This is a genomic window from Nitrospirota bacterium (genome assembly GCA_015233895.1).
Lineage (GTDB): Bacteria > Nitrospirota > Thermodesulfovibrionia > Thermodesulfovibrionales > Magnetobacteriaceae > Magnetomonas.
Genome location: JADFXG010000009.1, coordinates 76,942 through 89,692 on the forward strand (window position 1 = coordinate 76,942; position 12,751 = coordinate 89,692).

The following is a 12,751-nucleotide window of genomic DNA, read 5'->3' on the forward strand; positions in this document are numbered from 1 at the left end:
GGATGTTTTGATCTATATAAAGAACCGAAGAACTACTGTGTATTTTGTAAAAAAAGCAAGGATGATTGAGACGTTCTTGCTTTTTGTCGTTTTTATGTGCAGCTTGACTATGCGGCTGCATATGTTCTATAGTCAACTATAAGAGAAGCGGCCTGAGACAGATATACAAACCTAAGACAGCGCCGAAGTATATGTGCAAATCAGTTAATGTGCAGCTTATGAGGTAAGAAGCTAATAGATGGACCTGCAAAGAGTCAGAGACGATATAAAGTCCCGTTTAGACATAGTGGATGTAATTTCAAAATATGTGAATTTGAAAAGATCCGGGGCTAATTTCAAGGGGTTGTGTCCGTTTCACAGTGAAAAGACATCCTCATTTACGGTAAGTCCAGTAAGGCAGGTGTTTCATTGCTTCGGATGCGGCGCAGGCGGAGACATCTTCACATTTGTCATGAAAGAGGAGGGACTTGCCTACCTTGATGCCCTTAAGCAGTTGGCAGAGCAGGCAGGGGTCAAAATTGACAGCAATTTTTATCCGCAAGGAATGGGTACGGAGGGCAGACAGGAGTATCTCAATATTCACGCGGAGGCCAGGGAGTTTTTTCGGGCAATTTTTAAGAAATCAGAGAAGGCCAACAGTTATCTGCGTCTAAGAGGGTTAAGCGATGAGAGTTTAGATGAGTTCTCAATAGGTTTTGCTCCTGATAGTAAGGATATGCTCTATAAGCACCTAAAGAGCCGCGGCCATCTGGATGGTAAGATACTTGAGACCTCTTTGGTAAGTATAAGGGAAAATATGCCTTTTGATGTTTTCAGAAGGAGAATAATGTTTCCTATAGATACAGCTAAAGGGCAGACGATAGCCTTTGGCGGCAGAGCTCTCGATGATGTTCCTCCCAAATATTTAAATTCCTCAGAAACACCACTGTTTAAAAAGAAGAGGACACTCTATGGCCTCAGCCAGGCTTATGATGCAATCTCTAAAGCCAGATCGGTAGTCATAGTGGAGGGGTATCTGGACGTAATAATGTGTCATCAGTATGGGATTAAAAATGTGGTGGCGCCACTTGGCACTGCGCTTTCTGAGGAGCATGCCACACTGTTAAAACGCAGTGCCGATGAAGTTACTGTGCTTTTTGACGGGGATGAGGCCGGAGTGAGAGCTGCAAGGCGTGCAATATCACTGATAAGCAAGAAGGGGTTGATAGCTAAAGGAGTGGTAATACCCGGGAAAAATGATCCTGACAGCCTCCTTAGGCAAGACGGTCAACCTGCCCTTGCCGGACTGCTCTCCCAGTCAATGGGGTTTGTTGACTTTATGCTTTTTACCGGAGGCAACGGGATAGAAAATCTCAGAGAGATATACCGGACAATAGAGGATGTTGAGGATACGGTTTTAAGGGGCAGACTGATTACAGAGTTATCAAAAAAGGGTGCAATTTCTGAGACAACGTTAAGAGACTCCGTAAAAAGCCGCACCACAAACCAAAATAAAGAAATAACCGTACAAAGTTATAACCGCCTGATAGATGAGGAAATTCTATTTAATGCTTATATGGGGTTTGAGGATGTGCGAGGGACGATAGCAGCCGATTTAGATTTGGGTATGCTTGAAAACTCAACCTTAAAGAAGGTCTTTTCCGGATTGTTTGAAGGACAACTTAACCCCACAAATGACAGTATCCTGGCAGTATGTACTGAGGAGGAAATCTCCTACATAACGTCTCTTATGGTACAGCCTTATGTTGACACAGAAAATGTTGTACAAAATGTGTCTGACTGCCTGAAAAATATGAAGAAAAAAATTTATTTAAGAACCATAGCGGAAATAAACGGTAAAATAAAAATGGCAGAAAACCTAAACAATACTGAAACAATCTCGGTTTTGCAGGCTGAACTTTTAAGATTAAACAGATTAATAAAAACAAGTAAGGAAAATTAACGAGGATTTAATAATTTTGCTTGCTAAACAGAAACAATATTTGTTACACTCTAACGTTGTAAACATATGAAGAAAGAGAAAAGCATAACGGCAAGCGAAAAATCAGCAGGGCCCATAGCTCAGTTGGTAGAGCTACCGGCTCATAACCGGTTGGTCCCAGGTTCGAGTCCTGGTGGGCCCACCACAAGAAAGGCATCTGAGTTAATCTTTTATATGGTGGGTAAGTGTTAGAAGAGATTGGTCTCCTAAAAGAGATACAGGCTCTTGACAGTGAAGTAATAAGAATTAAACTTCTTATCGAAAAAACGCCTAAAACGGTGGTTGAGTACGATAAGGCTCTTAATGCTGCTAAATCAGATGTAGCTCTGAAAAGGGCGGCAGTTGATAAGGCGATAAAACAAAGGAAAGACCTGGAGCTGCTGGCAGAGGAAAAAAGTGCGCGAATCATAAAGATGAAAGGCCGCATTAACGACCTTAAATCAAATAAGGAATACAAAACCCACTTAAAAGAAATAGAACAAGTGGAAAGAGATAAGCGCCATGTAGAGGATGACATTTTAAACCTTATGGAGCAGATGGAAACCTATGACAAGGCATTAAAAAAATCAGAGCTTGCATTTACTAAGGAGGAGTCACACTATAACGAAAAGCTCTCCTACCTGAATAAAGAAAAAGCCGTTAGTGAAAAAGAGCTTGAAGGGCTGATTGCTAAAAGAAATAAACTGAGCAAAGAAATAAGTAAAGAAATCTATGATAAATATATTAAACTGCTTAGCAAGAAAAATGGGATAGCCGTAGTCAGAGCAGTGTCAGAGATTTGTTGTGGCTGTAATATGAGCATACCTCCCCAGTTGTTTGTAGAGGTTATGAAGAATGACCGCATTTTGACGTGCCCGCAATGTGGACGGATTCTGTGGTACGAAAATGAAAACAATAATAAGTAGAATTTCTAAGCCAACCACTATTAAACTGTTTTTTTTTAATAAATAAAGTTATAATAACTCACCGATATTTATAAGGGTTTAAGAGGAGTTCCTTACTCTTGGCATAAAATAAAATGATGGAGGTAAGTTTTTATGAGTAAAAAGGGCTTTGATTCTTTTGAAGAGCTGATAGAGCGAGCGAGTAAATTTGTGGAGTCGCAGGGTGGTAAGTGGGACCACATGGCATGGCTGGAGTTTTTATCAGACATGCAGAAAAAGGGGTTTAATCTGTCCCATGATATGCAGTCATATCTGGGCTCTATGCTTGAGTCAATGAAGAAACTCAATAGCACACTTATGAGTACGAAGGGTTTTGAAAACGTTTTACTGGATATATCTGAAAGTACGATAGGCTTTATCAAAAAAACAAAAGGCACGTGGGACCATACAGGATGGGAGAGTTTTATAAAGGATGTTCAAAAGACCGGCGTATCCTTAACTGAGGAGACAACAACATACCTTGGCGGGGTGCTTGAAGCTGCAAAAGAGCTTTATATGTTTCCTATGAAATCGACAAAGAACTCTGAGACAGAGAAAAAGCCTGCAGGTAAAGGTAAAGAATAATAACAGTTCTATATAGGAAAGCTCTGGAGCGGGCACAAACACGAATCACAATAGCCTTTCCGCTCCATGGCTGCAGTGGTTTGTAAACAATCGGCGCAGTGAGTTATTTTAAGGAGAGCTAAGGGCAGTGGATGATTTCAAGAAATTCACAAAGCAGGAAAGTCTCATATATGACGAGGCAATAAAGACATTAAGTGCAGAAGTGGAACACGGCACAGGTTATGAGGATGCGGTAAACAGACTTGCGATAGAAGATTCGCAACTTAAACAGCTCATAAGTGATGACTTCTTAAAAATACTTATAGTGAAGCTGCACTATGAAAAGGGTATGACATTAAAAGAGGTAGCCTCCAAATTAAGTGTAACCCATGAGCTTATCGTAGCAACAAAAAATGAAATGCTTGAAGAGGTTCAAGGTTCAGCCATCAAGGCTTTCCATAGTGATGTAAAGTGGGGAAATGCTTGAGTAACGGCATTGAGGTAGATTTTTTAATCACCGGCGATTATGTTGTCACTATGGAACCGCAAGTTGAACCGATAGTAAACGGGGCGGTTGCCGTATCCGGCGGTGTAATAACTGAGGTCGGCACACTTGAAGCTCTTTCTAAAAAATATCAACCCGGCAGGATTTTGGGCGGTAAGGGTAGGGCGGTAATTCCAGGCCTTATAAACACTCACACTCATGCAGCCATGGTTTACTTTAGAGGGCTTGCCGATGATTTACCCCTTAAGGAATGGCTTGAGGGTTACATTTGGCCTGCCGAGGGCAAATGGTTAAGCGATGAGTTTGTAGCCGATGCAATAACCCTTGCCTGTCTTGAGATGATGTTAAACGGAATAACCATGTATAATGATATGTATTTCTTTAAAGAGAGCATAGCAAGAACGACAAGAGATATGGGAATGAGGGTGGTTTTGGGTGCCGGCATTTTAGATTTTCCAACGGCCTCGGCTCAAAATGCCGATGAATATCTGAGTAAGGCCGAAATTTTCATAAAAGACTGGCTATCCGCAGACAGCCTTATAACTCCGGCAGTATCCCCACATGCTCCATATACCTGTAGTCCGGACACACTTTTGAAAGCAAAGAGACTATCTGAGCGTTACGGTGTTTTGCTTCATACGCATCTTTCAGAGACCCGGCATGAGGTAGATGACATAATAAAACTCTACGGGAGGCCTCCTGTAGAGCATCTAAGCGCATTAGGCGTACTGGATAATACGGTTATAGCAGCCCATTGTGTATGGGTAAGTGATAAAGAGATAGAGCTACTTTCAGAGTCAGGTGTTAGTGTGTCGCACTGTGTGGAGAGTAACCTTAAGCTTGCCTCAGGTATTGCTCCGGTAGTGCCAATGCTCAAAAAAGGTGTAAACGTAACTTTCGGAACGGATGGCGCTGCAAGTAACAATGACCTCGATATTTTTACCGAGATGTCAATAGCGGCAAGGCTTCACAAGGCTGTAAACAATGACCCAACGGTGCTTACCGCTAAGGATGCCCTCACAATGGCAACAATATCGGGAGCTAAAGCACTTGGAAAATCAGAAACCCTTGGCAGCATTAAGGCTGGTAAACTTGCCGATTTGGTAATACTGAACCTCGATAAACCTCATCTTACACCTTTTTATGATATTTACTCCCTTATTGTCTATTCAATGAGGGCATCAGATGTTGACTCTGTTATGATAAACGGAAAACTTACGGTTGAAAACAAGGTTTGTCTCATGAAAGATGAGCAGGAGATAATAGAAAAGGCAAGATGGTGGAAAGACAGGATTGCCGTAGAAACCAAAAACTGATAGTTTATTTACGATGAAATTAATTTGTGTTTTCTCTTGCGCATTTTTTTTACATATATTAACACCAATCGAGGCAGCCATAGTGTTTAAGGCTGTGGATACGGGACAAAACATATGTTATGGTAATTTAGGTCCTATAACGTGCCCATCTTATGGGAGTAGTTTTTATGGTCAGGACGCTCAGTACGATAGTACAGTCCCTTACTATACTTTTAACGATAATCTCACTGTAGTTATAGATCAAAACACCGGGCTTATGTGGGAAAGAGCACATCATTCAAGCAAGGTAGATTATAATACGGCTAATGGGTATTGTGACAATCTCACCCTCGGCGGTTATACCGACTGGAGAGTGCCAACTATCAAAGAACTGTTTTCTATATCGGACTCAAGGGGTGCCACACACAAGCGGTTTTATATAGATACAAACTATTTTGATCTGGAAATTCCCACAGAAGGGGAGCTTACCGGCACTCATACCTACGACATGATGGGGCAAACATGGTCATCTACGCTTCGTCCGGATAAAGTCAACACAGTGTATTTCTATAATTTTCTTGATGGACACATCAAAAGCAATGGAACAGATGGTACTTTTGAGAATTTTTATCGTTGTGCAAGAGGCACATCCGGAGTGTTTGAAAACAGTTTTGTAAATAACGGTAATGGAACCATTACCGACAGGGCAACCGGCTTACTGTGGCAACAAACCAACGGAGCAAAATCAACCAACTCCTATCAATTTACATGGAAGGATGCCCTAAATTACTGCGACAACCTTACGCTTGGAGGCATTTCCAATTGGCGTCTGCCAAACGTTAAAGAACTACAAAGCATAGTGGACTACTCTAATACTAACCCTGCTATAGACACAAACTATTTTCAAATAAATCAAACTACCGGAAGCTCGCTCTTTTTCTGGTCAAGTACGACAACCGGTGAACACACAGAATATGCCGATTATGTTTGTTTTGGCCCTTGCAGCTCCGTAACAGGAGCAGATATTCATGGCCCTGGTGCTCAGCGTTCTGACCCAAAATACGATGATGGAACGGATTATTCCGCTGGAATCGGCGATCAGAATGATTTAGTACAGATAAACAATTATGTCCGATGCGTATTTAGCAACGCCTCCACATCTGATTATGACAGTGCACTCACTGAAATCAACACCCTTTATTTACGCAATGCTGCATATTTCGGTGAAAAATCAGGTGTAGTACAGATAGGAACTTCCTCCGATACGGTATATTACATTCAATGGTATGCTAATGGCACCGCACTTATAGCCTGGACCGATGGTTATATGTATTATTATGACGGAACCAATACATACTATGCCAACGTAAACTGGAAAACAGCCGCCGACTGCTCACGGGCTGAAACTGCACTGAATGCTCTTTATAACCAAAACACTTCCACCTACGGCACAAGATCAGGTTCCGTATTACAGGAAAGTGGCAATTTAGGTTATTACTATGTCCAAAAGTTTAAAGACGGTACATCTATCGTTGCATGGCCGGATGGATTCCTGTATTACTTTGACGGCAGTACAATGACAGCAACCGGAGGATATTGGAAATAATGCATTCTATATGCCTGTTAATAACGAGTGTACATTCATAGAAAAGATTTTATCTGAAAACGCTACTCAGTGTTGTAGAAGTTGTATTTTATTTCATTTGCGATAGTGGTCTCAGGGCCATGTCCCGGAAACACTCTTGTCTGAGGCGGTAGTCCCATCAGACGCCTGAAGGATTTCTTTAAATCCTTTGAACTACCGCCGGGAAGGTCAGTCCTTCCCACCGAACCCTCAAACAATGTGTCACCAGTAATGACAATTCCCTCGCCATAAAGGCAAATCCCTCCCCAGGTGTGCCCCGGGGTATGAATTACTTCAAAACTGTAATTGCCAATCGTTATCTTATCCCCCTCTGCGAGAAACTGATCGGGTTTTGGCAGATTATCCATCTGATGGCCCCAAAATGCTGCCATCTCTTTTGCTGATTCATATATGGTGCGTTCATCGGCATGCATTAAAAGAAGGGGGTTAAGGGCATCCTTTATTTCAGGAATACCCCCTATGTGGTCAAAATGCGTGTGTGTACAAACGATACTCTTTAAACTCAGTGACTTTTCCGTTACAAAGTCTATAATTCTGTCGGGCTCATCGCCGGGGTCTATTACTATAGCCTCCCTTGTGTCATCATCAGAGACAACATAACAGTTAACTTGAAGCGGGCCTACAATAAAGCACTTAATCAATAATCCCATCTTTCAGCCTCCGCAGCAGCTGCCACTGGAACGACATGATCCCTAACACAATATAGCTATACCTTTTATATCCCTTTTTAGAAGAACAACTTCTGGTTCATAAGTACACCCAGGGACAGTAAGAAAGCATAAATACAAAGTGATTCAATCATAGCAAGACCGATAATCAACGTGGTGGTAATCTTACCAGAGGCGCCGGGATTCCTTGCCACACCGTCACATGCCTTACTAAGACCAAGTCCCTGACCAATTCCAGTGCCAAGCGCAGCTATGCCCAGCCCTATCAGTGCTCCGATAGCGGCAAAAGCTTTAACGTTTGAACTTGTCTGACCGTCAGTATCTCCGGCATACAAAGTTGCTGCGGGAACCGCCAGTACTATCGTCACTACAAACAGTAAAACCAAAAATCTCTTCATGTACTTATCCTCCACAATATTGTTTATTAATGTGACTCATCAACTGCACCTGCAAAGTACAGTGTAGTTAACAAAACAAAAACAAAAGCCTGCACCACACTTACTAAAATGCCAAGACCTAAAAACACTATTGGAATCACCGCAGGAGCTAACAATCCTAACACTGACAGGATTATGTGCTTTGACAGCATGTTCCCAAAAAGCCTGACTGAGAGCGTGACAGGACGTGCTAAATGCCCGATAAACTCTATTACAAACATCATAATCATTAGCGGTATCGCATATATTGACCGTACAGGACCCAAAAATTGGTTTATGTATTTGCCGCCATGCTCTCTAAGCCCAAAGTAGTGGGTTGCCAAAAACACCGGTATTGCACACGAGGCTGTCATATTAATGTCACTGGTTGGCGCTTCAAAACCGGGAATCAAACCCATCAAATTACAAGTAAGGATGTACAGGCCAAGGGTTCCTATCATAGGAAACATTGAATCAACCCAATGGTGGTTTATGTTATCCTTACAAAAATCATACAGAGCCTCAACAATTCCCTCAGCCACGTTTTGTGTTCCAACTGGCACCAGCTTTAAGGACCCTCTGACTATAAATGCCACCGTTATAAGTATAATCATTGCTAACCACGAGTACGTGACAAAGGGCGGTACCCCCTGTATATGTATAAGTGCATGTGACTCCAATTTCAACCTCCTTATTACAAAATATGACTATGTTACTCACTTATCAGATTAAATGTCAAGAACCCAATAAAATATTTTTATTTTACATATTGTCTCACTTGTAAGATTGAAATAATAATTTTAGAATAGGTCAGGGTGTTATACTTGAGAATCAGCAGTTGAAAATATGAAATATTTAATGTCCAGAGTCAATTTTCAAATTAGTATCATTAAATAATTTTAATAAGTTTTTAGCCCTTAACAAAGCTTTTTCAGAACTTTTTTTTTCAAATATTTATGAAGCGTTATAGTCGGCTTTCACACGTTCTGAGCGCAACCATTTTAATTCTTCTCCTATTATTTTTGCTATTCTCCCTGATGAGTTGCTGAATATATCTTTTATGTAAGTGTGTGAATCTCCTTTTGGAATATCAGATCCACGATAATCTTTTACTTTGTCTGCTGCTATACAATAAACACCATAATAGGAGCGACTGATAGAAGTTCTATAATAAGCGGACTTTATATCAGAACTCTCTCCGTTATTAATAAGCTGCTCTGACAGTTCAATATACTCAGACCATTTAAATATCATTAATTATACCGTCACAGTTATAAAGTTTCTAATGCTTGCGTCTTTATCCAACCAAAAATCATCATAAAATTGCTCTAACAAGTTAAGATCTTCTTCAATAGATAAACTCGTATCAATATTTATAATTAACATTTCATAATCATCTTCTGGGTCGCAAAAATGTTCTATTTTTAATTCTCTAATATTATGTTTAAAAATTCTATTGATCTCACCATGAACTTCCTTAAGCACTTCAAGTAAATTCATTTTCTCATATATAAAATTTTGAACCTGATATCTGTTTGTAATAGTATAAAGGTCTTTTAACTTATCAAATATTAGTGTTTCTACTAAGGGTTCAGTGGAATTAAATAAATATCTGTAATAAACAATCTTATTTGTGTCCTTAGGTATATCCAAGTCAAACATTAATCTGCTTGTATTCGGTTTAACTTCTAAAGTCTGCATGTTTAATCATCCTTGTTTTTTTAATTTGTTAATAATAGAAAACAATGTAAAACAAGACAGCTAATTCCGGAAGTTAAAAGCTCATGCCTTATAATGCCATGAGCTATGCTGTTCCTTAAATTTAATCCGGTTGGATCGCAGAAAACAAAATAAAAATGTCTGCTTAGGGATTCACCCAAAGCCTTCTTTATATCCTCCCGCATTAAAAAAGCACCAAATGTTTGTTACTTGATGCTTATCCCTTCATCTTTTGTATACTCAGGAATGACTGCATTATATCCGGCGGTATGAAATGCCCTGCGTAGTGTACCTTCAAACTGTGGCACAAGGATATGAAGAGCACTAATGTAATCTTTTTCAAAGTGCTTCTTTACACCATGCTCCACAATTGATTTGTTTACCTGATGTATAAACTTCCATGAACCAAGGTATTTGTTAAATTCAGTGTCATTGAGATTTTTCTCTTTCTCTAAATATAGGAAAGCTAATTCCAAAAAAAGATGAGCCATAATCTGAACATGATTAGACAAAAAAATATTTTTTTGCAAGTCAATGCCTGTTCTTTTTAATCCCTCACCAGCAATTTGAGTTCCCATTCCATCAATGATTACATTCTGCGCTATTAAACTGGATAAAGGAGGATTACTTGTGAACATTTTCTCTAAACTATCATAATCTGGCACTATACCAGGAAAACCTATCAAGATGCCTATCGCTTTTTCGAGTGATTCGGCTTGCCGAAATGGAGTAAGAAACTCTTCAGTCTCTTTTTCACCTAATTTTAATTCAAATTCGTGCTTCGAGAATTGACCTGCTTGTTCCGCCTGTTGAAAGTATCTTGTCTTCTTATTGGATAACCTTTTCATGGTTTCATGATCGTCGCCAGCTTCCGCTAATATAATTGCCATGTCCAGTATTGTTGAAGCTGATATAAAATCGCCATTTTCTGCACGCTGATGCGCTGCCATGGAAATTTGTTCAACACTCTTATTTTTTGCTCGTTTCTCTGGCTCCTCTTCTCCTAACGATTTGCCGATTTTGGCCGACAAATTGTTTGCGGAGTAAATTAGATGGAATAAGCCGTCATCTTTAGCAAATCCATCGGCACACTCTTCAGCCCAACTTTTTATACGTTCCTTATCTGATACAAGGCTGGAATATTCTTTGTTGTCAACAGCGCGGACATACGATTGAACAACAGGCAATAACCATCTCCAGTCCTTTACCGAATGAAAACTCTTTCCGAGTTCATTAAGAATTACCAGAGCCTCATCAATCCTGTCTTTTTGATTGAACTTCAAACTTAATTCAAGGGCTCTATCCAAAGAATCCATAATGGCAAGCTGCCAAAACTCTGGCCGGTCAGCCTCGGGTTTTGCTTTAAGTTCTTCTACTTGAATAAGATAGCGGTCAATTGTTCTTTGTGCAAGAGTAATGACATCAATGTCTTTATAATTTTTTAATTTGTCCTTTGATTCAATCAAAATATCATCCAAAAATGGTGCAAGAATATAATGATTAAGTAGTGTGGAAACGTCATTTATAAATATAAGTTCATTTTCTTGTAACTCAATATCCACACCTATGTTTGTATAGAAACGAGATTTATCTTTTTTTGATGGGTTGTGCTGTTGTCTGACTTCAAAGGAAAAGACTTTTTTAAATGATTCTATTGCTTTTTTATCTTCATGTGACAATTCATTTTTATGTTCATCAGCAAATAATAGCAATTGATTTTGTGCTGTATATATTTTACAGGGCTGTATATCTGCTTTGTCTAAATCTGCTGAAAGTTCTTTTACCAAATTATCCATTTTCTTTCGCTTCCTGATAATTCAAGGGATTTTGGAGGATATAATCCTCATTTATCATCACATTGAATACATAATTTTTGCATAACCTCCCATTTGAGAAGAAACAATAATGTCCACGCACTTACATTATATCATATAAATTCATAACCTTATCAAGCTACACCATAACAAGGCGTCTCATTCTTATATTAATAATGATACCCACGATGATAAAGTTAGATATGAGCGACGTGCCTCCATAGCTCATAAATGGAATAGGCACGCCAACCACCGGCATCATTCCGAGGGTCATTCCGATATTTATCAAAAAATAGAGAAACAGCATAAAGGTTAGCCCTGAGGCCATGTACTTGCCAAATTCGTCTTTTGCCTTTAACGCTGTATCAAATCCGCGTATAAAAAAAATCAGATACAGACTGAAAAGCAAAATTGATCCGGCAAATCCCCATTCTTCAGCAAAAACGGAAAAAACGAAATCTGTGTGCTTTTCAGGTAAAAACTTAAGAGGCCCCTGTGTGCCCTTAAGATACCCCCTGCCAAATGTCATGCCGGAGCCGATGGTTATCTTTGACTGCTCAATCTGATATCCTATTCCTTTAGGGTCAATCTCAGGATTGACAAATGCTAAGATACGGTTTTTCTGGTAATCTTTCAGATGCTTCCAAATGGTTTTGCCTCCGAGGGGGACCACCACAAGAGCAATTGCTATTAGTATAATCAGTAGTTTTTTTTCTATCTTTTTAGAAATTGCTAAAAAAAGATATGTTGTAAAAAGAACGATTCCCGTGCCAAGGTGCGGCTGCTTAATTATCAAAATAAACGGTATGATTCCAAATATTAATAGAGACAGGAGAAATGACCTACGGTCAAGCGGACTTTTTACCGAGCTAAGGTATTTAGAAACTCCTGCTACCAGTATTAACCTGAATATTTCAGATGGCTGAAAGGAGAAAATCTTTAAATCCAGCCACCTCTGTGCGCCAAGACCGCTTTTTCCCATTACTAAAACAAGTATTAGTAAAAAAATTCCAATCCCGTATATGAAATAACCGGCATCTCTGAGCCAGACATAATCTTTAATCAAAACAATAAATAAGACAATAAACCCTATTAACACCCAAACCGATTGTTTCAGGTAGTAATTGGGCTGCAGTGCCGAGGACATTATCGGCCTTGTGGTGCTATAGATGGTTAGAACACTTATTACTGATATAGCTAATAAGAGGATAAGCATTAGAG

At 39.7% G+C, this 12,751-nt stretch carries 14 protein-coding genes and 1 tRNA gene; 7 read left to right on the forward strand and 8 right to left on the reverse strand.

All coding sequences use genetic code 11. The features are described 5' to 3' along the window. Window positions 1-238 precede the first annotated feature (238 nt). From HQK88_08390 to HQK88_08420, 7 genes are all read left to right on the forward strand, one after another. Window positions 239-1,942, forward strand: a complete 1,704-nt coding sequence (locus HQK88_08390) for a DNA primase (protein ID MBF0616820.1) — start codon at window positions 239-241, stop codon at window positions 1,940-1,942. A 108-nt stretch (window positions 1,943-2,050) separates the two neighbouring features. Then, window positions 2,051-2,126 (forward strand) — tRNA-Ile (locus HQK88_08395). 40 nt (window positions 2,127-2,166) lie between these two features. Continuing rightward, the gene (locus tag HQK88_08400) at window positions 2,167-2,886 is read left to right on the forward strand and encodes a hypothetical protein (protein ID MBF0616821.1); all 720 of its coding nucleotides are present in this window, start codon (window positions 2,167-2,169) and stop codon (window positions 2,884-2,886) included. A gap of 132 nt (window positions 2,887-3,018) precedes the next feature. Then, a complete protein-coding gene (locus tag HQK88_08405; protein ID MBF0616822.1) occupies window positions 3,019-3,489 on the forward strand; it encodes a hypothetical protein in 471 nt (156 codons plus the stop codon). 127 nt (window positions 3,490-3,616) lie between these two features. After that, on the forward strand, window positions 3,617-3,955 hold the full coding sequence (locus tag HQK88_08410) for a hypothetical protein (protein MBF0616823.1): 339 nt from the start codon (window positions 3,617-3,619) through the stop codon (window positions 3,953-3,955). An 8-nt stretch (window positions 3,956-3,963) separates the two neighbouring features. After that, window positions 3,964-5,289, forward strand: coding sequence for an amidohydrolase (locus HQK88_08415; protein ID MBF0616824.1), 1,326 nt, complete (start codon window positions 3,964-3,966; stop codon window positions 5,287-5,289). 82 nt (window positions 5,290-5,371) lie between these two features. Then, window positions 5,372-6,874: a DUF1566 domain-containing protein gene (locus tag HQK88_08420; GenBank protein ID MBF0616825.1), complete on the forward strand. Its 1,503-nt coding sequence runs from the start codon at window positions 5,372-5,374 to the stop codon at window positions 6,872-6,874. Between the two features lie 62 nt (window positions 6,875-6,936). On the opposite strand, the gene HQK88_08425 is transcribed toward HQK88_08420, so the two are convergent. The 8 genes from HQK88_08425 to rodA all read right to left on the reverse strand — a co-directional run bounded on the left by HQK88_08425 (window position 6,937) and on the right by rodA (window position 12,746). Continuing rightward, on the reverse strand, window positions 6,937-7,563 hold the full coding sequence (locus HQK88_08425) for an MBL fold metallo-hydrolase (protein ID MBF0616826.1): 627 nt from the start codon (window positions 7,561-7,563) through the stop codon (window positions 6,937-6,939). 77 nt (window positions 7,564-7,640) lie between these two features. After that, window positions 7,641-7,979, reverse strand: a complete 339-nt coding sequence (gene atpE / locus HQK88_08430; protein ID MBF0616827.1) for an ATP synthase F0 subunit C — start codon at window positions 7,977-7,979, stop codon at window positions 7,641-7,643. Between the two features lie 26 nt (window positions 7,980-8,005). Further along, entirely contained in the window at window positions 8,006-8,677 is a 672-nt protein-coding gene (gene atpB / locus HQK88_08435; GenBank protein ID MBF0616828.1) for a F0F1 ATP synthase subunit A, read from the reverse strand. A gap of 274 nt (window positions 8,678-8,951) precedes the next feature. Further along, window positions 8,952-9,251, reverse strand: a complete 300-nt coding sequence (locus HQK88_08440) for a hypothetical protein (GenBank protein ID MBF0616829.1) — start codon at window positions 9,249-9,251, stop codon at window positions 8,952-8,954. 3 nt (window positions 9,252-9,254) lie between these two features. Continuing rightward, window positions 9,255-9,698 carry a hypothetical protein gene (locus HQK88_08445; GenBank protein MBF0616830.1) on the reverse strand — a complete coding sequence of 148 codons (444 nt, stop codon included), beginning with the start codon at window positions 9,696-9,698 and terminating at the stop codon, window positions 9,255-9,257. 20 nt (window positions 9,699-9,718) lie between these two features. Further along, window positions 9,719-9,877 (reverse strand): DUF4209 domain-containing protein, encoded by a 159-nt coding sequence (locus HQK88_08450; GenBank protein ID MBF0616831.1) that lies wholly within the window; start codon window positions 9,875-9,877, stop codon window positions 9,719-9,721. A gap of 45 nt (window positions 9,878-9,922) precedes the next feature. Beyond that, window positions 9,923-11,512: a hypothetical protein gene (locus tag HQK88_08455; GenBank protein MBF0616832.1), complete on the reverse strand. Its 1,590-nt coding sequence runs from the start codon at window positions 11,510-11,512 to the stop codon at window positions 9,923-9,925. Between the two features lie 157 nt (window positions 11,513-11,669). Further along, complete coding sequence (rodA, locus tag HQK88_08460) at window positions 11,670-12,746, reverse strand: rod shape-determining protein RodA (protein MBF0616833.1); 1,077 nt, start codon at window positions 12,744-12,746, stop codon at window positions 11,670-11,672. Window positions 12,747-12,751: the final 5 nt, after the last annotated feature.

What these genes read in the sequence shown, in the direction of transcription:
- HQK88_08440 (MBF0616829.1), bottom strand. Translation starts at nt 9,251, where the DNA reads ATGATATTTAAATGGTCTGAGTATATTGAACTGTCAGAGCAGCTTATT.
- atpE (MBF0616827.1), bottom strand. Translation starts at nt 7,979, where the DNA reads ATGAAGAGATTTTTGGTTTTACTGTTTGTAGTGACGATAGTACTGGCG.
- rodA (MBF0616833.1), bottom strand. Translation starts at nt 12,746, where the DNA reads ATGCTTATCCTCTTATTAGCTATATCAGTAATAAGTGTTCTAACCATC.
- HQK88_08455 (MBF0616832.1), bottom strand. Translation starts at nt 11,512, where the DNA reads ATGGATAATTTGGTAAAAGAACTTTCAGCAGATTTAGACAAAGCAGAT.
- HQK88_08445 (MBF0616830.1), bottom strand. Translation starts at nt 9,698, where the DNA reads ATGCAGACTTTAGAAGTTAAACCGAATACAAGCAGATTAATGTTTGAC.
- HQK88_08405 (MBF0616822.1), top strand. Translation starts at nt 3,019, where the DNA reads ATGAGTAAAAAGGGCTTTGATTCTTTTGAAGAGCTGATAGAGCGAGCG.
- HQK88_08425 (MBF0616826.1), bottom strand. Translation starts at nt 7,563, where the DNA reads ATGGGATTATTGATTAAGTGCTTTATTGTAGGCCCGCTTCAAGTTAAC.
- HQK88_08390 (MBF0616820.1), top strand. Translation starts at nt 239, where the DNA reads ATGGACCTGCAAAGAGTCAGAGACGATATAAAGTCCCGTTTAGACATA.